Annotated in this window: 16 protein-coding genes; 10 read left to right on the forward strand and 6 right to left on the reverse strand. The window is 74.2% G+C overall.

The annotated features are described in order from the left end of the window. Window positions 1–286: 286 nt before the first annotated feature. Entirely contained in the window at window positions 287–1,051 is a 765-nt protein-coding gene (locus K7854_RS33640) for a TIGR03089 family protein (RefSeq protein ID WP_226030348.1), read from the reverse strand. 138 nt (window positions 1,052–1,189) lie between these two features. On the opposite strand from K7854_RS33640, the gene K7854_RS33645 reads away from it, so the two are divergent. Beyond that, window positions 1,190–2,473 carry a peptidoglycan recognition protein family protein gene (locus K7854_RS33645; protein WP_226030364.1) on the forward strand — a complete coding sequence of 428 codons (1,284 nt, stop codon included), beginning with the start codon at window positions 1,190–1,192 and terminating at the stop codon, window positions 2,471–2,473. A gap of 104 nt (window positions 2,474–2,577) precedes the next feature. After that, the gene (manB, locus tag K7854_RS33650) at window positions 2,578–3,663 is read left to right on the forward strand and encodes a mannose-1-phosphate guanylyltransferase (protein WP_226030349.1); all 1,086 of its coding nucleotides are present in this window, start codon (window positions 2,578–2,580) and stop codon (window positions 3,661–3,663) included. 170 nt (window positions 3,664–3,833) lie between these two features. Here manB and K7854_RS33655 read toward each other — a convergent pair whose 3' ends face one another. From K7854_RS33655 to K7854_RS33670, 4 genes are all read right to left on the reverse strand, one after another. Further along, a complete protein-coding gene (locus K7854_RS33655) occupies window positions 3,834–4,814 on the reverse strand; it encodes a DNA-3-methyladenine glycosylase family protein (protein ID WP_226030350.1) in 981 nt (326 codons plus the stop codon). A 95-nt stretch (window positions 4,815–4,909) separates the two neighbouring features. Further along, a complete protein-coding gene (locus K7854_RS33660; protein WP_226030351.1) occupies window positions 4,910–6,241 on the reverse strand; it encodes a coenzyme F420-0:L-glutamate ligase in 1,332 nt (443 codons plus the stop codon). Continuing rightward, window positions 6,238–7,197 (reverse strand): 2-phospho-L-lactate transferase, encoded by a 960-nt coding sequence (cofD, locus tag K7854_RS33665; RefSeq protein WP_226030352.1) that lies wholly within the window; start codon window positions 7,195–7,197, stop codon window positions 6,238–6,240. Before cofD ends, K7854_RS33660 begins: the two co-directional genes overlap by 4 nt. A gap of 33 nt (window positions 7,198–7,230) precedes the next feature. After that, complete coding sequence (locus K7854_RS33670) at window positions 7,231–7,782, reverse strand: cysteine dioxygenase (RefSeq protein ID WP_226030353.1); 552 nt, start codon at window positions 7,780–7,782, stop codon at window positions 7,231–7,233. Window positions 7,783–8,469: 687 nt separating this feature from the next. Here K7854_RS33670 and K7854_RS33675 point away from each other — a divergent pair. From K7854_RS33675 to K7854_RS33685, 3 genes are all read left to right on the forward strand, one after another. Beyond that, on the forward strand, window positions 8,470–8,733 hold the full coding sequence (locus K7854_RS33675; protein ID WP_003975777.1) for a WhiB family transcriptional regulator: 264 nt from the start codon (window positions 8,470–8,472) through the stop codon (window positions 8,731–8,733). A gap of 202 nt (window positions 8,734–8,935) precedes the next feature. Further along, the gene (locus K7854_RS33680) at window positions 8,936–12,733 is read left to right on the forward strand and encodes a glycosyltransferase (RefSeq protein WP_226030354.1); all 3,798 of its coding nucleotides are present in this window, start codon (window positions 8,936–8,938) and stop codon (window positions 12,731–12,733) included. After that, window positions 12,730–14,247, forward strand: a complete 1,518-nt coding sequence (locus K7854_RS33685; RefSeq protein WP_226030355.1) for a DUF5719 family protein — start codon at window positions 12,730–12,732, stop codon at window positions 14,245–14,247. Before K7854_RS33680 ends, K7854_RS33685 begins: the two co-directional genes overlap by 4 nt. Before the next feature lie 26 nt (window positions 14,248–14,273). On the opposite strand, the gene K7854_RS33690 is transcribed toward K7854_RS33685, so the two are convergent. Next, entirely contained in the window at window positions 14,274–14,726 is a 453-nt protein-coding gene (locus tag K7854_RS33690) for a metallopeptidase family protein (protein ID WP_226030365.1), read from the reverse strand. A gap of 294 nt (window positions 14,727–15,020) precedes the next feature. Here K7854_RS33690 and K7854_RS33695 point away from each other — a divergent pair, with 294 nt between their 5' ends. The 5 genes from K7854_RS33695 (at window position 15,021) to K7854_RS33715 (ending at window position 20,275) form a co-directional block, all read left to right on the forward strand. After that, window positions 15,021–15,440, forward strand: coding sequence for a DUF3499 domain-containing protein (locus K7854_RS33695; protein ID WP_052843574.1), 420 nt, complete (start codon window positions 15,021–15,023; stop codon window positions 15,438–15,440). A gap of 149 nt (window positions 15,441–15,589) precedes the next feature. Then, the gene (locus K7854_RS33700; protein WP_226030366.1) at window positions 15,590–17,206 is read left to right on the forward strand and encodes an L-lactate permease; all 1,617 of its coding nucleotides are present in this window, start codon (window positions 15,590–15,592) and stop codon (window positions 17,204–17,206) included. Between the two features lie 80 nt (window positions 17,207–17,286). After that, window positions 17,287–18,651 (forward strand): phosphomannomutase/phosphoglucomutase, encoded by a 1,365-nt coding sequence (locus K7854_RS33705; RefSeq protein ID WP_226030356.1) that lies wholly within the window; start codon window positions 17,287–17,289, stop codon window positions 18,649–18,651. 238 nt (window positions 18,652–18,889) lie between these two features. Next, window positions 18,890–19,060: a Trm112 family protein gene (locus K7854_RS33710; RefSeq protein WP_007450268.1), complete on the forward strand. Its 171-nt coding sequence runs from the start codon at window positions 18,890–18,892 to the stop codon at window positions 19,058–19,060. 87 nt (window positions 19,061–19,147) lie between these two features. After that, window positions 19,148–20,275 carry an SIS domain-containing protein gene (locus K7854_RS33715; protein WP_226030357.1) on the forward strand — a complete coding sequence of 376 codons (1,128 nt, stop codon included), beginning with the start codon at window positions 19,148–19,150 and terminating at the stop codon, window positions 20,273–20,275. Window positions 20,276–20,277 lie beyond the last annotated feature (2 nt).

Genomic DNA, 20,277 nt, shown 5'->3' on the forward strand with positions numbered 1-20,277 from the left:
GCGCCGGGCCACGCGCCCCATCCCGTCAGCGCCGGGCCACGCTCCCCATCCCGTCAGCGCCGGGCCACGCTCCCCATCCCGTCAGCGCCGGGCCACGCTCCCCATCCCGTCAGCGCCGGGCCCACGCTCCCCACCCCGTCAGCGCCGGGCCCACGCTCCCCACCCCGTCAGCGCCGGGCCACGCACCCCACCCCGCGCCCACACACACGCCCGGTGCTGGTCAGCACCGGTTCACCGGATCGCCGGCGTCACCTCGACCCCGGCCCACCGACACACCCGCAGAACCTCACCGGGCCGTCGCCGAGACCCGCTCCGTCTCGATCCGCTGGTCCACCACACCCGCCCCCGCCCGCTCCAGGTGACGGCACAGCACCACCGACCCCCCGCTCGCCAGCGGCCCGTACAACCCCGCGCTCAACCCCTCCCACGTGTCGTACGGCAACCCCGACAGGATCCGCGCCCCCGGCCCCGTGAGCCCCAGCCCCGACGCCTCCGCCCGAGCCCGCTCCACGACCTCCGCCCCGCTGAACTCCCGCCCGGCCACGATCAGTGCGGGCGCCTCCGGGTCCACCGGCGCGTACGGCACGAACCGGTCCCCCTGCCCCGGCACCTCCACCGCGTAATCGGCGAAGCCCTCCGGCGGCGCCGGCGCGAACCGCCCCCCGAGCGGCCGCAGCGCCAGCGCGATCCGCGGACCCGAGCACGCCCGCGCCGCCGCCAGCGACTCCGGCTCCGGCCCGCTCACCACCACGTCCGCCGCCCCCGGATCGCCCGCCACGTCGGCGACGACACCCACCGACGCGCACGCCAGCAGCCACACCGCCGTCTGCCAGTGCGCGGGCAGCAGCAGTGCCACCCGGTCGCCGGGTTCGACGGACAGTTCGTCCTGGAGGAGGTTCGCGGTCTTGGCCACCCAATTGGCGAAGGTGGCCACGGACAGTTCGACGCGTTCGCCCGTGGCGTCGTCGTAGAAGGTCACCAGGGGGCGTCCCGGGTCCGCGGCGAGCGCGGAACTCAGCAGGTCGGCAGGGGTGCGGTCGGTCGCGTTCACCCGAGCAAGCGTACGCGGGCCGGGCCACGGGCACCGCACGCGCGGCGTACCGCACCACCACCGGTTCGGGCCAAGAAACCTACGGCCAGTCAGATCCCAAATGGACATATTTATATGGCTATGTTCAGTATCAAGGGCATGCGTGGATTCCTAGCTTCCTCGACCGGTGTCACGTGCGCGGCGGCCCTGGCCCTCCCGCTCGCCCCGCCCGCGGCGGCCGCCACCGCCTCCTCGGCCCCGCCCGTGACGAGTCCGACCGCACGGCCCGAGGCGTACGCCCCCGGCGCCACCCAGTCGCTGCCGCTCGCCCCCGTCGCCCGCGACCGTGCCCCCGGTGCGGCCGAACAGGGCCTGCGCCGCCGGGACGTACGGCACTTCTCGCTCGTCGGCGTCGTCTGGGACAGTCCGGCCACCGAACTCCACGGCCGCGTCGAGGTCCGCACCCGTGCCACCGCCACCGGCACCTGGTCCGGCTGGCGGGAGTTGGAGACCCACAACGCCGACCACGCCGCCGACCCCGGCTCCCCGGAGAGCGCCTCGGGCCGGGTCCGCGGCGGCACCGCACCGCTGTGGGTGGGCGAGTCCGACGGCGTCGAGGTGCGGGTACGGGCGGAGAACGCGCCCGGCCGCGCCCGGTCCGCCCCGCCCGCCGCACCGCTCCCCACCGGTCTGCGCCTCGAACTCGTCGACCCCGGCGAGGGCGCTCCGCCGCCGGGCGACCGCGCCGCCCGGAGCGGGGCGGAACCCTCCGTACTCCCGGCACGTCCCGCACTCCCCGCGCGTTCCGCACACCCCGCGCGGCAGCGGGCCGCGCCGCACGCCGGCCCCCGGCCGAGCATCACCACGCGCCGCGGCTGGGGCGCCGACGAGAAGCTGCGCGAGAAGGGGTTCGTGTACACGAAGAAGGTCAAGACGGCCTTCGTGCACCACTCGGCCACCGGCAACAACTACCGCTGCTCGCAGGCGCCGTCGGTCATCCGCGGTATCTACCGCTACCACGTCAAGAGCACGGGCTGGCGTGACCTCGGCTACAACTTCCTCGTCGACAAGTGCGGGCACATCTACGAGGGCCGCGCCGGGGGCGTGTCCAAGCCGGTGCTGGGCGCGCACACCCTGGGCTTCAACGCCAACAGCATGGGGATCGCCGTACTGGGCACGTACAGCTCGCAGAAGCCGTCGGCGGCCGCGCTGAAGGCGATCGCCCGGCTCACCGCGTGGAAAGTCGGCCTCTACGGCGGGAATCCGCGCGGGAAGACATACCTCAAGTCCGGTGGTGGCAACCTCTACCCAAAGGGCAGGAAGGTGCGGCTGAACGTCATCTCCGGACACCGCGACGGCTTCGCCACCAACTGCCCCGGCCAACAGCTCTACGCGAAGCTCGGCACGGCCCGGGCGAAGGCGGCGGCGTACCAGGGCCGCTGAGGACGGGCGACCGCACGGTCATCGAAGGCGCCACGGAACGGTCTGCATACACTGGCCCGCCGAAAGACAGTTCGGCCGGTCCCGGCAGGAAGCAGAGACGACAGGTGACAGAAGCGATCCTCCTGGTCGGCGGCAAGGGCACGCGGCTGCGCCCGCTCACGGTGCACACGCCCAAGCCCATGGTCCGGGCTGCCGGAGTGCCGTTCCTCACGCACCAGCTGGCGCGGGCCAAGGCGGCCGGCGTCGAGCACATCGTGCTCGCGACGAGCTACCTGGCCGAGGTCTTCGAGCCGTACTTCGGCGACGGCTCGGCGCTCGGCCTGCACCTCGAGTACGTCACGGAGGAGGAGCCGCTGGGCACGGGCGGCGCCATCCGCAACGTGGCGTCCCGGCTGCACTCGGGGCCCGACGAGCCGGTGCTGATCTTCAACGGCGACATCCTGACCGGCCTGGACATCAACGCCCTGGTCCGCACCCACGAGACGACCGGCGCGGACGTCTCCCTGCACCTGACGCAGGTGACCGACCCGAGGGCGTACGGACTGGTGCCCACGGACGACACGGGCAGGGTGCTCGCCTTCCTGGAGAAGCCCCAGACCCCCGAGGAGATCGTCACCGACCAGATCAACGCGGGGGCGTACGTCTTCCGCCGGTCCGTCGTCGACACGATCCCGGCGGGGCGCCCGGTCTCGGTCGAGCGCGAGACCTTCCCGGAGCTGCTCGCCGCCGGCGCGCACCTCCAGGGCATGGTCGACTCCACGTACTGGCTGGACCTGGGCACCCCGGCCGCGTTCGTACGCGGCTCGGCCGACCTGGTCCTGGGCCGCGCCCCGTCCCCGGCCGTCCCGGGCCGCTGCGGGGACCGTCTGGTCCTGCCCACGGCGCGGGTCGCCCCCGACGCCAAGCTGTCCGGCGGCACGGTGGTCGGCGAGGGCGCCTTCGTGGCGGAGGGGGCGCGCGTCTTCGGGAGCACGATCCTGCCGGGCGCCGTCATCGAGCCGGGGGCGGTCATCACCGACTCCCTCATCGGCGCCCGCGCCCGCGTCGGCACCCGCTCGGTCCTCGCCGACACGGTCATCGGCGACGGCGCGGTCATCGGCGCCGACAACGAACTCCGCTCCGGCGCCCGCATCTGGTGCGACGCCCGCATCCCCCCGGCGTCCCTACGCTTCTCCCCAGACGCCACATAGCCGCGCGCCGCCCCGCTGCGGGCAGTCGTGCCGCTGGGGCGGCACGGGTGGGCGATGGGGGTACCTCCCAGGCCGTCCAGGCACTGGGGGAGGCACCCTGCCAGCGCCGGGCCGCGCGACCCACCCGCCCACGCACACGCACCCCGGGCGCCGCGACAACACCGGCCCACCTACAACCGCTCAATCCCCCGCGGAGCCATCCGCGGCGCCCGCCTCCCCGGCACCCGCCCACTCAGCAACACCAACCGCGCCGCCCGATGCCGCTGCCCCGCATACGGTTCGAGCAACCGCAGCATCTCCGCGTCATCCGCGTACCGGTCCCCGCCCAGCGCGAACCCCACGATCCCCGGCAGATGCAGATCCCCCACCGTCACCGCGTCCGGCGCCCCGTGACTGCGCTGCACGGTCTCCGCCGACGTCCACGGACCGACCCCCGGCAGAACCTCCAGCCGCTCCCGCGCGGCCGCCGGCTCCATCCCCGCCGCCTCCTCCAGCCGCGCGGCGACCCGCACGGCCCGCAGGATCGTCGACGCCCGCTTGTCGTCCACCCCGGCCAGATGCCACTCCCAGGACGGGATCAGCGCCCACGTCCGCGCCGCCGGCATCACACACATCCGCCCGGGCGCGGGCCCCGGCGCCGGCTCGCCGAACCTCCGTACGAGCAGCCGCCACGCCTGGTACGCCTCCAGCGTCGTGACCTTCTGCTCCAGGACCGACGGGATCAGCGACTCCAGCACCAGCCCGGTCCGCGCCAGCCGCAGCCCCGGCCGCCGGTGCGCGGTGACCGCCAGCAGCCGGTGCCGCGGCACGAACGCGGACGGGTCGTCCTCGGCGCCCAGCAGCCGCGGCAGGTGCTCCAGCAGCCACTCGGCCCCCGGCCCCCAGGCCTCGCCCCGCACCTCGCCACCGCGTGCGGTGACCCGCAGCGTGCCCGGCCCGGCGGGCGTCCGGCTGGCCCGCCACACCGACCCGTCCGGCATCGTCCGGAACGTCGGATCACCCGGCCCGCGCCGCAGCGGACCGAGCACCAGCCCCAGGTCCAGCGGCCCGTCCGGCACCCACACCCGTACCCGCCCCGGCGCGGGCGCCTGCCGGGGTATCCCGTCGCGCACGGCGGCGCGCGGAGACCGGGGAGCGAAACGTCCTGCCACGAGTGAGGTCCTTGGGCGAAAGGGGAAGAGGCGAAAGGGGAAGAGGGGGAAGCAAGGGAAAAGGCGGAGGGAGAGCCCCTACGAGGGTAGAGGGCTCACCGCACCTCGATGAACGCCCCGGCGTCCCGCTCCGGCCGGGCCTTCGGCTCCTCGGCGGGATGCCCGACCGCCACCGCCCCCATCGGGTCCCAGTCGCCCGGCAGCCCCAGCACCTCCCGCACCACGTCCCGGCAGAACATCGTCGAGGACACCCACGCGGAACCCAGCCGCTCCCCGGCGAGCGCGACCAGCAGGTTCTGCACGCCCGCGCCGGTGGCGACCACGAACATCTCCCGCTCGGCCCCGTCCCGACGCGCGTCCCCGTAGGTGTGCGAGCCGTCCATGACCAGGCAGGGCACGACGAGGTAGGGCGCGTTGCGCAGGACGTCGCCGCGCCGCACGCGCTTGGCGATGGATTCCTCGCTCTTGCCGTCGCGCCGCAGGTCCGCGATCCAGGCGTCCCGCATCGCGTCCAGGAGCCGGGTGCGGGAAGCCTCGGACTCCAGGAGCACGAACCGCCACGGCGTCGTGTGGTGCGGCGCCGGCGCGGTCACCGCCGCGGCCACCGCCCGGCGCACGGCACCGGGGTCGACCGGCGCGTCCGTGAAGGCCCGTACCGTACGCCGCTGGGTGACCGCCTGCCGTACCGCCTCCGAGGTGCCGAGGCGGAACATGTCGTCGCGCGCGCCGCGCACCATCGCCCGCGCGCCCTCGCCGTCGTCCTCGGTGACCGCCTGCGGCAGCCCGCGCACGACGGCGACGGGCAGGCCGGCGGCCTTGCCCTTGACCAGGTCGCCCGCGGCGGCCAGCTCGTCGGCGGTGGCGACGACGGTGGCGGCGAGCGGATTGCCGTACGCGTCCGTGCCGCCGCGCAGGTCGTCGAGGACGCGGACGCCCGCGGCACCGATCGCCACGTCCGTGAGCCCGGACCGCCAGGGGCGCCCGAAGGTGTCGGTGACGATGACGCCGACGTCCACGCCCAGCGTGTCGCGCAGGCCCTCGCGGATGCCGCGCGCTGAGGCGTCGGGGTCCTCGGGCAGCAGCAGCACCGTCCCGGCCGGGGTGTTGGAGGCATCGACGCCGGCCGCCGCCATGACCAGGCCCTGACGGTTCTCCACGATGCGCAGCGAGCCGCGCCGGGCCACCACCCGGACGGTCTCCGCGTCGATCGCGGCCTCCCGGTCGGCGGCCTCGACGACCCGGCCCTCGGCCTTGGAGACGATCTTGGACGTGACGAGCAGCACGTCCCCGTCGGCCAGGGCGGGCTCGGCGGCCGCGATCAGCTTGGCCAGGTCGTCGCCCGGACGCACCTCGGGCAGGCCGGGCAGGGCCCACACGCGGTAGCCGGCCCCGCGGGCGGGGGCGTCGTCGCGTGTCTCCTCGCTCATGCCTCCCGCACCTCCTCCGCCAGCGCCAGCGCCTCCCGGGCCATCTGCGCCGTGGCGTCGAGGCCGGTCATCATCAGCGGTACGGCGCGGCAGAGGATGCCGGCCGCCTTCACCCGGGTGACGGCGTCCGCGTCGACCGTGTCGACCAGCCAGCCGTCGAGCAGGCCCGAGCCGTAGTGCTCGGCGACCGCGGCGGCCGTGGACTCCACACCGACCGCGGCGAGCACCTTGTCGGCCATCCCGCGCACCGGCGCGTCCCCGACGATGGGGGACAGGCCCACCACCGGCACCCCGGCGTCGGCGATCGCCTCGCGGATGCCGGGAACGGCGAGGATCGTGCCCACGGAGACGACCGGGTTGGACGGCGGGAAGAGGATGACGTCCGCCTCGGCGAGCGCCTCCAGGACACCCGGGGCCGGCTTGGCCTGCTCCGCGCCGACCGGCACGACCGCCTCGGCGGGCACGGAGGCGCGCAGCCGCACCCAGTACTCCTGGAAGTGGACCGCCTTGCGCTCCCCGTCCAGCTCGACCGCCACGTGCGTCTCCACGCGGTCGTCGGTCATCGGGATCAGCCGCACACCGGGCTTCCAGCGGTCGCACAGCGCCTCGGTCACCGCGCTGAGCGGAAAGCCCGCGGTGATCATCTGCGTCCGCACGATGTGCGTGGCGAAGTCGCGGTCGCCGAGGCCGAACCACTCGGGGCCGACGCCGTACGCCGCCAGTTCCTCCTTGAGGTGGAAGGTCTCGTCGGCCCGTCCCCAGCCCTGCTCCTCGTTGATGCCGCCGCCGAGCGTGTACATCACCGTGTCGAGGTCCGGGCAGACCTTGAGCCCGAAGAGGTGGATGTCGTCCCCGGTGTTGCCGATGACCGTGATGTCCGCGTCGGGCGCGGCCTGCTTGAGACCGCGCAGGAACCGGGCACCACCGATGCCGCCTGCCAGAACCACAATGCGCATGGCCCCAGTCTTGCAGGCGGGTACGACAGTGCGTCAGCCAGTCGTCACCGTGCCCGGTGCGGCGTCGGCGTCGGTGTCCGCGGCGGTGCCGGCCTCCTCGGCCACCGCGGCGGCCGAGCACCGCGGGGAGTGCATGGGCATCTCGGTCAGGCCGGGGTGGTAGACGTGCAGGCTGACCGCGGGCTCCAGCGTGTCGTTGACCACCTCGTGCACGTACCCCGGCGCGAACACCCGCTGCGTACCGGCGGTCCACGCGTGCGTGCCGCGCTCCGCGCGCTCGGTGAGGGTGCCCTCCAGGACCGTCCACACCCCGGCGGAGGGGCCGTGGTCGTGCCGTCCGCTGCCCTGTCCCGGCAGCCAGGACAGGAGCCAGACCTCGTACCCGGGCCCGGTGCGCAGCCGGTGGTACCAGCGGGTCGTCGCGTCGTACCGGACGAGGTGCTCCCACGAGGAGCGGTCGGCGGCGAGGGAGCAGAGCAGACCGGCGAACTCGGCCACGGTGGCCGGGTGCTCGCGCGGAGCCTGGAGCAGGTGGGGGACTTCGAGGATGTCGCCGGCGATCTGGAGGTCGCTGTCGCTGTTCATGGGTGCGGTGGTTCCTCGGCGGAAGAGTGCGGCAAGCGGAGCGAATGAACGAAGAACGCCCTGGTGGGGCGGGAGTGGAACAGTCGGGTCGCGTGGACCCGGGAACAGCCGGAGCGCGGTCGGCTCAACAGCTGGAACAGCGGCAACAGCTACAGCGAGCGCGGGCAGCACCGTGGGACCCGGCGGTGCGGGTCGAGGTGAGCGCCAAGTTCGCGAGCATGCCCCCAAGGACAGCGGTTCACACCAGCACTGTCAACTCGATGCCCGTTATGTGGGACATGTTTCACCTCATCCGGTTGATCGCGCTGGCGAAAGGTTTGCTCAGACGGCTTCCGGGACACATGGCGCACAAGCCGGGCGCACAACCCCCGTTGCGATCCCGTGATCCGAATGTGATCAGGTTCGCTTCGGCGCGTGTATCGGAACGGGATCGAACGCCGGGGCGTCCTTCCTGGTGCAGGTGTGCATCAGGACGGGTGTCCCGGCGGGCCTCTTTGGTATGTCAAGGTTTATGGCGATTTGAACACTTACTGCACGGCCTTGGTTCCGCAGAGTGAATAAGGGGCCCAATAGCAGATCTCGGCTTGACTCGCCCGGAGCAGCACACTTGTAATTTCACTCGTGTCGTTCAGCCGGAATCGGTAACGGCTAGATCACGGGGACGCGAAAGACAGACGAGGGGCGCACATGACCGAGCTGGTGCAGCAACTGCTGGTCGACGACGCGGACGAGGAACTCGGCTGGCAGGAGCGCGCACTGTGCGCCCAGACCGACCCCGAGTCCTTCTTCCCCGAGAAGGGCGGCTCCACCCGCGAGGCCAAGAAGGTCTGTCTCGCCTGTGAGGTCCGCTCCGAATGCCTCGAGTACGCCCTGGCCAACGACGAGCGCTTCGGCATCTGGGGCGGCCTGTCCGAGCGGGAGCGCCGCCGGCTGAAGAAGGCGGCGGTCTGACGGCCGCGGTCTGACGGCCGCTGTCTGACGCGACGGCAGAAACGGTCCCAGCAGCGGGAACGGCCCGTCGCCGGTGGGTTGTCCACAGGCGGCGGGCCGCCCCTGTGTCCAGCCGATAGTGTGGGCGCTCGTCCGAGACGCCCCGCCGTTCCCACAGGCACGGGCGTCCACCGCAGTCCACCGAACCGGGGCCCGTACCTCGATGTCCGTGCAGAGTCACACGGCAGCCCAGCACGATCCCGCTGCCACACCTGAGTTCCCGCGTCACGTGGTGACCGCGGTCCTCGTCGCCCACGACGGAGCCCGCTGGCTGCCCGACGCGCTCGCCGGGCTGCTCGGCCAGGAGCGCCCCGTCCAGTACGCCGTGGCCGCCGACACCGGCAGCGCCGACGACTCCTCCCGGCTGGTCGCCGAAGCCCTCGGCGACGACCGCGTGGTCCACCTCGCCCGGCGCACCGGCTTCGGCCAGGCCGTCGAGGAGGCCGCCCGCACCGCCCCGGTCCTCACTCCCGAGGACCTGCCGTACCTGAAGCGGCCCAGCGGCTGGGACCCGGTCACCCGCTCCTGGCGCGATGACGCCTACGACCTGCCGGAGCTGCCCCACGGAGAGCCGGTCCAGTGGCTGTGGCTGCTGCACGACGACTGCGCCCCCGAACCCGAGGCCCTCGCCCAGCTGCTGCGCGTCGTGGACACCGAGTACGAACTCGGCCGCGAGGACGTCGCGGTCGTCGGCCCCAAACTCCGCGGCTGGTACGACCGCAGGCAGCTGCTGGAGGTCGGCGTCTCGATCGCCAACTCCGGCCGCCGCTGGACCGGCCTGGACCGCCGCGAGCAGGACCAGGGCCAGCACGACCACGTCAGGACCGTCCTGTCGGTGTCCACCGCGGGCATGCTGATCCGGCGCGACGTCTTCGAGCGGCTCGGCGGATTCGACCGCCGGCTGCCCCTGATGCGTGACGACGTCGACCTGTGCTGGCGCGCCCACGCCGCCGGACTGCGCGTCCTCGTCGCCCCGGAGGCGGTCGTCCGCCACGCCGAGGCGGCCTCGCGCGAGCGCCGTGCGGTCGACTGCGCGGGCCGCAGCACCGCCTCACCGCACAAGGTGGACAAGGCCGGCGCCGTCCACACCCTCCTCGTCAACGTCCGCACCGCCGCCCTGCCCTGGGTGCTGCTGCGCGTCGTCCTCGGCACGCTGCTGCGCACCGTCGCCTACCTCGTCGGCAAGGTCCCCGGTCAGGCCCTCGACGAGATCCGGGGCCTGCTGAGCGTCCTGCTGCGCCCCGAGCGGATCCTGGCCGGCCGGCGCGAACGCGGCCGTCCACAGGTCGAGAAGGACGAACTGCGGCCCCTGTTCCCGCCCCCCGGCGCGACCGTCCGCGCCACCGTCGAGCAGGTCGCCGGTGACCTCTTCGGCAGCTCCGAGGCCGAGGCCGCGGGCGCCGGACGGCACGGCGGCGCCATCGAGTCCGGACCCGGCGGCGACGACGCCGACTTCCTGGAGATCGAGCAGTTCGCCCGCCTCAAGCGCATCGCCCGCAAGCCGGGACCGGTGCTCTTCCTGGTGCTGCTGCTCGTCTCGCTGGCCGCCTGCCGCGCGCTCCTGGGCGGCGGCGCCCTGGCGGGCGGCGCGCTGCTGCCCGCACCGGCCGGCGCCGGCGAGCTGTGGTCGCGGTACGCGGACGCCTGGCACACCGTCGGCACCGGCGGCACCGCCTCCGCGCCGCCCTACCTCGCGATCGTCGCCACCCTCGCCTCCGTGCTGCTCGGTTCCACCGGACTCGCCGTCACCCTGCTGCTGGTCTGCTCGGTGCCGCTGGCCGGAGCCACCGCGTACTTCGCCTCACGCCCGCTGGTCCCGTCCCGGCTGCTGCGTGCCTGGGCCGCCGTGGCCTACGCCTTCCTGCCCGCCGCCACCGGCGCCCTCGCCGGCGGCCGCATCGGCACCGCCGTCCTCGCCGTGCTGCTGCCGCTCATCGCGCGCGCGGGCGTCGCGGCGTCCGGGCTGGCGAGCTCCTCCGGCGCCCGGGGCAGCTGGCGCGCCACCTGGGCGTACGCCTTGCTGCTGACGATCACCACCGCCTTCACGCCCGTCGTGTGGCCCGTCGCGCTGGTCCTCGGCGTCGGCGTCCTCGCCCTGCGGCGGGGCGAGATCACGGCGTACGGTCTGCGCTTCCTCGCCCAGCTCGGCACCCCGCTGCTGCTGCTCGCGCCCTGGTCGCTGTCGCTGCTGCCGTTCGGCTTCTTCGACGAGGCCGGGCTCGACTACGGCTCCTCGGCCGCCTCCGCCCTCGACCTGCTGGGCGCCAGCCCCGGCGGCCCGGGCACCGTCGGCGGGCTGTTCCTGGTCGGCGTCGTGCTGGCCGCGCTGGCCGCCCTGCTGCGCTCCGAGCGGCAGCTCGGCATCCGGACCGCCTGGGCCGTCGCCCTGGTGGCCCTCGTCTTCGCGGTCCTGTCCAACCGGTCCGCCTGGGCCGGGCCCGCCACCCTCGTCTACGGCATCGCCCTGCTGTCCGCCGCGACCCTCGGCGCCGACGGGGCGCGCTTCCGGGTGGCCGAGCAGAGCTTCGGCTGGCGCCAGCCCGTCGCCGCCCTGATCGCCCTCGCCTCGGCGCTCGGCCCGCTGATCGCCGCCGCCGGCTGGATGATCGGCGGCGCCGACGGCCCCGTGGAGCGGCGCGACCCCGTGCAGGTGCCCGCGTTCGTCGCCGAGGAGAGCCACACCCGCGACCAGGCCCGCACCCTCGTCCTCGACAGCGAATCCGCCGCGCACGTGGACTACATGCTGGTCCGCGGCTCCGGCGTCCGCCTCGGCGACGGCGAACTGGCCGCCGGGGACGGCGGGAACAGCACCCTCGACAAGGTCGTCGCCAACCTCGTGGCCGGATCCGGCGCCGACCAGGCCGACCAGCTCGGCGGCTTCGCCGTGCGCTACGTGCTCGTGCACAAGGGCGCGCCCCGCGAGGTCACCCGCGTCCTGGACGCCACGCCCGGACTGAGCAGGCTCAGCCAGCAGGACGGCAGCGGGCTGTGGCGGGTGGACCGGGAGGTCGCGCGCGCGACCATCGTTTCCGGCGGCGAGTCCGGCGCCGGGAAGTCCGGCGGTGGCGAGCCCGAGCCCGTGGCGGCCGGCCCCGTGGAGATCCACACCGACATCAAGGCGGGCACCGAGGGACGGGTGCTGCGCCTCGCCGACACCGCCGCCGAGGGGTGGACGGCCACCCTGGACGGCAAGCCGCTGACCCGCACCACGGTCGACGGCTGGGCCCAGGGCTTCGAACTCCCCGCCGCCGGCGGCCGGCTGGACGTCACCTACGACGCCCCGTTCACGCACACGGCCTGGCTGTGGGCCCAGGGACTGCTCGCCGTCGTCCTGGTCGTCCTCGCCCTGCCCGGCCGGCGCCGCGACGTCGACGACGACCTGCCCGACGAGGAGCTCGTCCCCGCCCAGCCCGTCGAGGGCGAAGGACGCCGGGCGCGGCGGCTGCGCGCCCAGGCCGAGGCGGAAGCGGAGAGCGGGTCCGGGGCGGGCGCACCGGCGGAGCCGGACCCCGGGGCGGCCGGGGACGCCGCCGAGGTGCCCGGGCCGCCCGCGGCGCCACCCGTGCCGGTCCCGCAGCAGCCGGCGTACGGAGAGTGGGACACGACGGGGTACACCGGCGCCGAGTACGGCTCCTACGACGGCGGTTACGGCGGCGAGCAGTACCAGGGCGCCCAGCAGTACGACCAGGGTGCCTACGGCGGGCGGCCGTACCAGACGCCGGACCCGTACCAGCCAGACGCCTACCAGGGCGGTCACGGCGGCCAGGGCGGCGCGCAGTACGGCGCGGGCCCGTACGACCCGTACGCCTACGGCGACCCGACGCAGGCTCAGGAGGGCGGCTACGACCCCGCCTTCGACCAGGCGTACGGCCAGGGCGGTTACGACACGCCGTACGACCCTTCCCAGCCCCGGCAGCCCCACGGCACGGGCAGTGAGCGTCCCGACGGGAGCCAGCAGTGAAGCGCACGACCCTGTCCCTGATCGCCTGTGCGACGGCGCTCGCCGCGATCACCGGTTTCGCGGCGGTGTCCGCCCCGGACGACTCCGGCACGGACACCGCGGCACCGGCCGCCCGGCTGCCCGTGGAGCGCACCAGCCTGCTGTGCCCGGCGCCCAGCACCTCCGACCTCGCCGAGACCGCCTACACGTCCTTCACGCCCGTCACCAAGGGCGCGGACGGGAAGGGCGGCGCGGAACTCGCGACGGCGGAGACGGCCGAAGACGGCGGGAAGAACGAGAAGGACGACACGGACGACAAGAGCGACAAGGGAGACGAGAAGGAGAAGCCCCCCGTCCAGCCCAAGGCGCCCGGCACACCCGTCGCCGGGAAGGCCACCGGCGCCGACACCCCCGCGCTGATCGGCACCGCCGAGGGCGGCAACGCGCCGGGCTGGACGGTCCAGCAGACCACGGAGGTCGCCGCCGGTACGGGCCGGGGCCTGCAGGGCGTCAACTGCACCGCCCCGGACACGGAGTTCTGGTTCCCGGGCGCCAGCACGGCGACCGGCCGCACCGACTACGTGCACCTGACGAACCCGGACGACTCGGCGGCCGTCGTCGACATCGAGCTGTACGGCAAGGACGGCGCGCTGAAGTCCACGGTGGGGGAGGGGGTCACGGTGCCCCCGCACAGCAGCGAGTCCCTGCTGCTGTCCACGCTCAGCGAGGTCAAGCAGGACGACCTGACCGTGCACGTCGGGGTGCGCAGCGGACGGCTCGGCGCCGCGGTGCAGGCCCTGGACGACAAGACCGGCGGCGACTGGCTGACCGCGGCCGCGGACCCGGCGAGCGAGCTGGTGCTGCCGGGCATCCCGAAGGACGCCACCGCCGTGCGCCTGGTGCTGTTCACGCCCGGCGGCACCGACGCCGACCTGAAGGTGCGCCTGGCCTCGCCGTCCGGTCTGCTCACGCCCGCCGGCCACGAGACGGTGCACGTCAAGGCCGGTATGACGACCGGCGTCGACCTCGGCGAGGTCACCCGCGGCGAGGCGGGTTCGCTGGTGCTGACCCCGACGGACAAAGCCGTGCCGGTCGTGGCCGCGGTCCGGGTGGTGCGGGGCAAGGGCGACGAGCAGGAGTCGGCGTTCGTCCCGGCCACCGAACCGGTCGGAGCGCGCGCGACGGTCGCGGACAACCGCGCCAAGCGCACCACCCTGGCCCTGTCCGCGCCCGGCGAGGCCGCGCAGGTCAAGGTCACGGCGTCGGCGGGCACCGAGGGCGGCACACCGGCGACCAAGACGTACACGATCAAGGCCGGCACCACCCAGAACGTGGACGCCCCGGTCCCCGCCGGGCTCAAGGGCGCCTACGCGCTGACCGTCGAGACCGTCTCGGGCGGCCCGGTCCACGCGTCCCGGACCCTGACGGGTTCGGACGACGACGTGGCGGCCTTCACCGTCCAGACCCTCCCCGACGACCGGGGCACGGTCTCGGTGCCGAACGCGGACGACGACCTGTCGGTCCTGCAGAAGTAGCGGCCGGGGCGCCCGCGCCCCGCCGCTCAGTCCTCCCCGTACCGGGGGTCCACCGTCTCCGGCGTCAGCCCCAGCAGCTCCGCGACCTGCTCGACGACGACCTCGTGCACCAGCAGCGCACGCTCGTCCCGGCCCTTGGTCCGGATCTCCACCGGCCGCCGGTAGACGACCACCCGCCCCCGCCGTCCGTCCCGCGAGGGCACCGTGCCCCCGAGCGGGACCGCCTCGTCGTTCCACCCCGCCCCGGCCTCCGCCGGGCGCGGCACGTCGAGGACGAGGAAGTCGATATCGGCGAGCTGCGGCCAGCGCCGCTCCAGGCGCTCCACGGAGTCCTGCACCAGGTCCGCGAACACCTCGCCGCGGCTCGCGGCGAGCGGCACCTGCGGGGGCGCTACCGGGCCGCGCATGCCCCGGCCGTGGCGATCACGACGGCGGGGTCCTGGGCGGCCGGTGTCACGGGGCGTCACGGGGTTGTCCATCACTGGTGAAGGGTAGTCCCCGCCCGGGCGGCGTGCCCGACCGCGCCCGCACCGCGGACGGCGTGGCGGCGGCCCGCTCCGCTTGTCGCCGGATGACCATTCCAGCCAAGGTTGGGCTCAATTCCGTATCTCTCCGCGACCGTGCAACTCAAGGCAAATGTCGTTGTTTGTATCGGGTCGTGACCGCATCCGGTGCGGCGCCGACTCCCCGAGATCGGCGTCCGCGCAGGTCAAACGGGCCCGTACGGGAGGGTCCTCAGGTCGTTTCACGCCACGACACGGGGGTGTGACCTGGTGGAGAGTCGTCGCGGCCCGCTCAAGAGTGCGGTACCGTCCAACATCGTGAGCCCTGTACGTCGCTGTTCGCGCACCGCCTGCGGCCGTCCCGCCGTCGCGACGCTGACGTACGTCTACGCCGACTCGACCGCGGTCCTCGGCCCGCTCGCCACCTACGCCGAACCCCACTGCTACGACCTGTGCGCCGAGCACTCCGAGCGCCTCACCGCCCCCCGTGGCTGGGAGGTCGTCCGGCTGCTCGACGGCTCCGCCCCGGCCCGCCCCAGCGGCGACGACCTGGAAGCGCTTGCCAACGCGGTGCGCGAGGCGGCCCGGCCCCAGGAGCGGGCGGCCGAGGCCGGCGGTGCCCGAACGGCCGACCCGATGGAGGTCGCGCGCCGCGGCCACCTGCGCGTGCTGCGTTCCCCGGACAACTGAGCCCCGCTCGACGGGTTCTCGTCCGTCCCGCCACGTGTCCTCGGTCACATCCGTTGCTGCACACCCATTGACGCCTCGTTGTCGCGGACACGACCATTCCGGGAGCGGCGAGAAACCGCTTTCGCATGGCGGAATCCGGGGAGGCGTACGTGTACGTGCAGGAGCTGGAACCCGTCGCCGGTTCGCTCGGCCTGTCGGCCCTGGTGGCGGCCCTGCCACTGGTGATCGTCCTCGTCCTGCTGGGCGGCGTCCGCATGAAGGCCCACCTGGCGGGCCTCATCGGCCTCCTCGCCGCCGTACTGGTCGCCGGGCTCGCCTATGGCATGCCACTGGACCAGACGGCCTCCAGCGCCGTCCAGGGGGCGGTTTTCGGCCTCTTCCCCATCCTGTGGATCGTCGTGAACGCCCTGTGGGTGTACCGGATGACCGTCCGCACCCGGCACTTCGACATCCTGCGCCGCTCCTTCGGCCGGCTGTCCGACGACCCCCGCATCCAGGCCCTCGTCGTCGCCTTCTGCTTCGGCGCCCTGCTGGAGGCCCTCGCCGGATTCGGAGCACCCGTCGCGATCTGCTCGGTCATGCTGGTCGCCCTCGGCTTCGACCCCGTGCGCGCCGCCGTCGTCTCGCTGGTCGCCAACACCGCGCCGGTCGCCTTCGGCGCGATGGGCACCCCGGTGGTGACACTGGCCCAGGTCACCGGGCTGCCCCTGGACGACGTCGCCTCCGTGGTGGGCCGCCAGACGCCTCTGCTGGCCCTCGTCGTACCGCTGCTCCTGGTCGCCCTGGTGGACGGGCGGCGCGGCCTGCGCGAGACCTGGATCCCCGCGCTGGCCTGCGGGGTCGCCTTCGCCCTCGCCCAGTTCGTCGCCTCCAACTACGTCTCCGCCCAGCTCGCGGACATCGCCGCCGCCCTGATCGGCGCCGGCGCGCTGGTCGCCGTACCGCACGCCCGCAGGCCCGCCGCCGAGCCCGTACGGGCGTCCGTGCTGACCGGCGTTCGCAGCGAGGAACTCGACGAGGACGACTCCGCCCGTGAGGTGGTGCGCGCCTACGCGCCGTACGCGCTGATCGTCGCCGTCTTCTCGGTGGCGCAGATCCCGGCGGTCAAGGACTGGCTGGCGAAGGCCACGCAGTCCTACGACTGGCCGTTCCTCGACGTGGTCGACCCCGAGGGCAAGCCGGTCGGCGGCAACGTCTTCTCCTGGCCGATCGTCTCCACCGGCGGCACCCTCGTGCTGTTCGCCGGACTGGCCACCGCCGTCGTCCTCGGCGTGCACGCGCGCGTGGCGGTCAAGGAGTGGCTCGCGACCGTGCACGAACTGCGCTTCGCGATCCTCACCGTCACCTCGGTCCTCGCCCTGGCCTACGTCATGAACCTCTCCGGGCAGGCCGCCACCATCGGCCACTTCGTCGCCGCGGCCGGTGCCGGACTCGCCTTCCTCTCCCCGGTGCTGGGCTGGTTCGGCGTCGCCGTCTCCGGCTCGGACACCTCCGCCAACGCGCTCTTCGGCGCCCTCCAGGTGACCGCCGCGCGGGAGTCCGGACTCTCGCCCGAACTGCTCGCCGCCGCCAACAGCTCCGGCGGCGTCCTCGGCAAGATGATCTCCCCGCAGAACCTCACCATCGCCTGCGCCGCCGTCGGGCTCGCGGGCCGCGAGGGCGACCTGCTGCGCAAGGTGCTGCCCTGGAGCCTGGGCCTGCTGCTGGTCATGTGCCTGATCGTGGTCGGACAGTCCACGGCCGTGCTGGGCTGGATGCTGCCCTGACCTGAGGGAACCTTCCGGGCGGCCCACCGGTCCCTACGGGTAGTTTGTGGGCTCCGACAGGACTTTCAGGAAGGTTGGCCGTGGCTGCTGATCTGTCGCAGATCGTGAAGGCGTACGACGTGCGCGGTGTCGTCCCGGACCAGTGGGACGAGTCGCTGGCCGAGCTGTTCGGCGCGGCCTTCGTCGAGCTGACCGGCGCGGGCGCCGTCGTGGTCGGCCACGACATGCGGCCCTCGTCCCCGGCCCTGTCCGGCGCCTTCGCGCGCGGCGCGGCGGCCCGCGGCGCCGACGTGACCGAGATCGGCCTGTGCTCCACCGACCAGCTGTACTACGCCTCCGGCGCGCTGAACCTGCCGGGCGCCATGTTCACGGCCTCGCACAACCCCGCGCGGTACAACGGCATCAAGCTGTGCCGCGCGGGCGCCGCCCCGGTCGGCCAGGACACCGGCCTGGCCGAGATCCGCGCCCTGGTGGAGCGCTGGAGCGAGGCCGGCGCCCCGGAGCCGTCCGCCCGCCCCGGCACCGTCACCCGGCGCGACACGCTCGCCGACTACGCCGCCCACCTGCGCTCCCTGGTCGACCTCACCGGCATCCGCCCCCTGAAGGTGGTCGTCGACGCGGGCAACGGCATGGGCGGCCACACCGTCCCCTCGGTCTTCGCCGGCCTGCCCCTCGACCTCGTGCCGATGTACTTCGAACTGGACGGCACCTTCCCCAACCACGAGGCCAACCCGCTCGACCCGGCCAACCTCGTCGACCTCCAGCGGCGGGTTCGCGAGGAGGGCGCCGACCTCGGCCTCGCCTTCGACGGCGACGCCGACCGCTGCTTCGTCGTCGACCAGAACGGCGACCCGGTCTCCCCGTCGGCCGTCACCGCCCTCGTGGCCGCCCGCGAACTGGCCCGCAACGGCGGCAAGGGCACCGTCATCCACAACCTGATCACCTCCTGGTCCGTCCCCGAGGTCGTGCGCGAGAACGGCGGTACACCGGCACGCACGCGCGTGGGCCACTCCTTCATCAAGGCCGAGATGGCCAGGACCGGCGCCATCTTCGGCGGCGAGCACTCCGCGCACTACTACTTCCGCGACTTCTGGAACGCCGACACCGGCATGCTGGCCGCCCTCCACGTCCTGGCCGCCCTCGGCGAGCAGGACGGCCCGCTGTCCGCCCTGGTCGCCGCGTACGACCGCTACGCGGGCTCCGGCGAGATCAACTCCACGGTCGACGACCAGCAGGCCCGCCTCGCCGCGATCCGGGCCGCCTACGCGGGCCGTGACGACGTCACCGTGGACGACCTGGACGGCCTCACCGTCCAGGCGGCCGACTGGTGGTTCAACGTCCGCCCCTCCAACACCGAGCCCCTGCTCCGCCTCAACGCGGAGGCCCGCGACGAGACGACGATGACGAAGGTGCGTGACGAAGCACTGGCGATCATCCGCGCCTAGCTGCGGGCAGTATGCCGCCTCCGCTGCGGGCAGTCGTGCCTCCCCCAGTGCCTGAACGGCCTGGGAGGTACCCCCAGGGCGGCACGGGTGGGCGCGGCGGCACCCGGCCGACGCCCGGCGCGCGACCGCCCCCAGTACCAACGCCGGGTTCAACGTGGGCCACCCGCACGAGTCCCGCCCCGGCGGTACCCTGACCAGCACATCCACACACGCCCCACCACCCCCCGGAGGGAACCCCATGCCGCTCGAAGCCGGCCTCCTGGAGATCCTCGCCTGCCCGGCCTGCCACGCCCCCCTCAAGGAGCAGGACGCGGAGCTGATCTGCACCGGCCAGGACTGCGGCCTGGCGTACCCGGTGCGCGACGGCATCCCCGTCCTCCTCGTCGACGAGGCCCGCCGCCCCGAGTAACCGCCGGCCAGGCGACCGGCAACCCGGCGACGACCCCGCGCACCCGCGCATCCGAACGAACGCCCCGGCGATCGGAGACCTGCCGCCATGCTCGACGAATCGCTCCTCGACGCCCCGGAGCGCCTCACCGAGGCCGACCGCCGCGGCCTGCTCCGCGGTGCCGCCGAGGCCGGTGCCCGGGTCCGCACCGCCGCCCGGCACGCCGCCGAGGCAGGCGTCGGCAACCTCAAGCCGGACGGCCGCCCCCGCGCCGTACTGATCGCGGGGCCCGGCGCCGCCGCCACCCACGCCGCCGACCTCCTCGGCACCCTCGCGGGCGCCGGCAGCCCCGTCACCCGCCTCGCCCCCACCGGCGTCGCCCCCGCCGCGGGCGCCCTGCGCTGGGAGCTGCCCGGCTGGGCCGGCTCCGTGGACCTCCTGCTGATCGCCACCCCCGACGGCGCCGAACCGGGCCTCGCCCTGCTCGCCGAACAGGCCTACCGCCGGGGCTGCACGGTCGTCGCCGTCGCCCCCGCCCGCTCCCCGCTCAACGACGCGGTGAGCGCGTCGCGCGGCCTGTTCATCCCGATGGCGACCGCCCCCTACGACCACGACGAGCCCCTCGCCGGTGCCGCCCCCGGCGTCCTGTGGGCGCTGCTCACCCCGCTCCTCGCGCTGCTGGACCGCACCGGCCTGCTGGAGGCGCCGCCCGAGGCCGTCGACAAGATCGCCGACCGGCTCGACCGCGTCGCCGAACGCTGCGGCCCCGCCATCGTGACCTACAGCAACCCCGCCAAGACCCTGGCCGCCGAGCTGGCCGAATCCCTCCCCGTCGTCTGGACCGAGGGCACCTCAGCCGGGCCCGCAGGCCGCCGCTTCGCCGCCGCCCTCGCCGAACTGTCCGGCACCCCCGCGGTCGTCGCCGACCTGCCCGAGGCGCTCGCCGCACACAGCGCCCTGCTCGCCGGGCGACTCGCCGCGGGCGCCGACCCCGACGACTTCTTCCGCGACCGCGTCGAGGAGCCGGCCGCCCTGCACGCGCGCGTGGTGCTCCTTCGCGACCGCCCCATCGGCGGTCTCACCGCCGCCCCCAACGCCCGTGACCTGGCCCTCGGCCACGACACGCCGATCAGCGAACTGGAACCGGAAGCGGGCGGCGAGCTGGAGACCCTCGCCGAGCTGATCGCCATCACGGATTTCGCCGCCGTCTACCTGGCGCTCGCCTCGGGAGCCTGACC

The sequence above is a fragment of the Streptomyces hyderabadensis genome (genome assembly GCF_020404845.1).
GTDB classification, from domain to species: Bacteria; Actinomycetota; Actinomycetes; order Streptomycetales; family Streptomycetaceae; genus Streptomyces; species Streptomyces hyderabadensis.

Bases quoted from the DNA above. Each gene is read 5' to 3' on its own strand.
- K7854_RS33645 (WP_226030364.1), top strand. From the start codon at position 1,190: ATGCGTGGATTCCTAGCTTCCTCGACCGGTGTCACGTGCGCGGCGGCC.
- K7854_RS33660 (WP_226030351.1), bottom strand. From the start codon at position 6,241: ATGAGCGAGGAGACACGCGACGACGCCCCCGCCCGCGGGGCCGGCTAC.
- cofD (WP_226030352.1), bottom strand. From the start codon at position 7,197: ATGCGCATTGTGGTTCTGGCAGGCGGCATCGGTGGTGCCCGGTTCCTG.
- K7854_RS33670 (WP_226030353.1), bottom strand. From the start codon at position 7,782: ATGAACAGCGACAGCGACCTCCAGATCGCCGGCGACATCCTCGAAGTC.
- K7854_RS33675 (WP_003975777.1), top strand. From the start codon at position 8,470: ATGACCGAGCTGGTGCAGCAACTGCTGGTCGACGACGCGGACGAGGAA.
- K7854_RS33680 (WP_226030354.1), top strand. From the start codon at position 8,936: ATGTCCGTGCAGAGTCACACGGCAGCCCAGCACGATCCCGCTGCCACA.
- K7854_RS33690 (WP_226030365.1), bottom strand. From the start codon at position 14,726: ATGGACAACCCCGTGACGCCCCGTGACACCGGCCGCCCAGGACCCCGC.
- K7854_RS33710 (WP_007450268.1), top strand. From the start codon at position 18,890: ATGCCGCTCGAAGCCGGCCTCCTGGAGATCCTCGCCTGCCCGGCCTGC.
- K7854_RS33715 (WP_226030357.1), top strand. From the start codon at position 19,148: ATGCTCGACGAATCGCTCCTCGACGCCCCGGAGCGCCTCACCGAGGCC.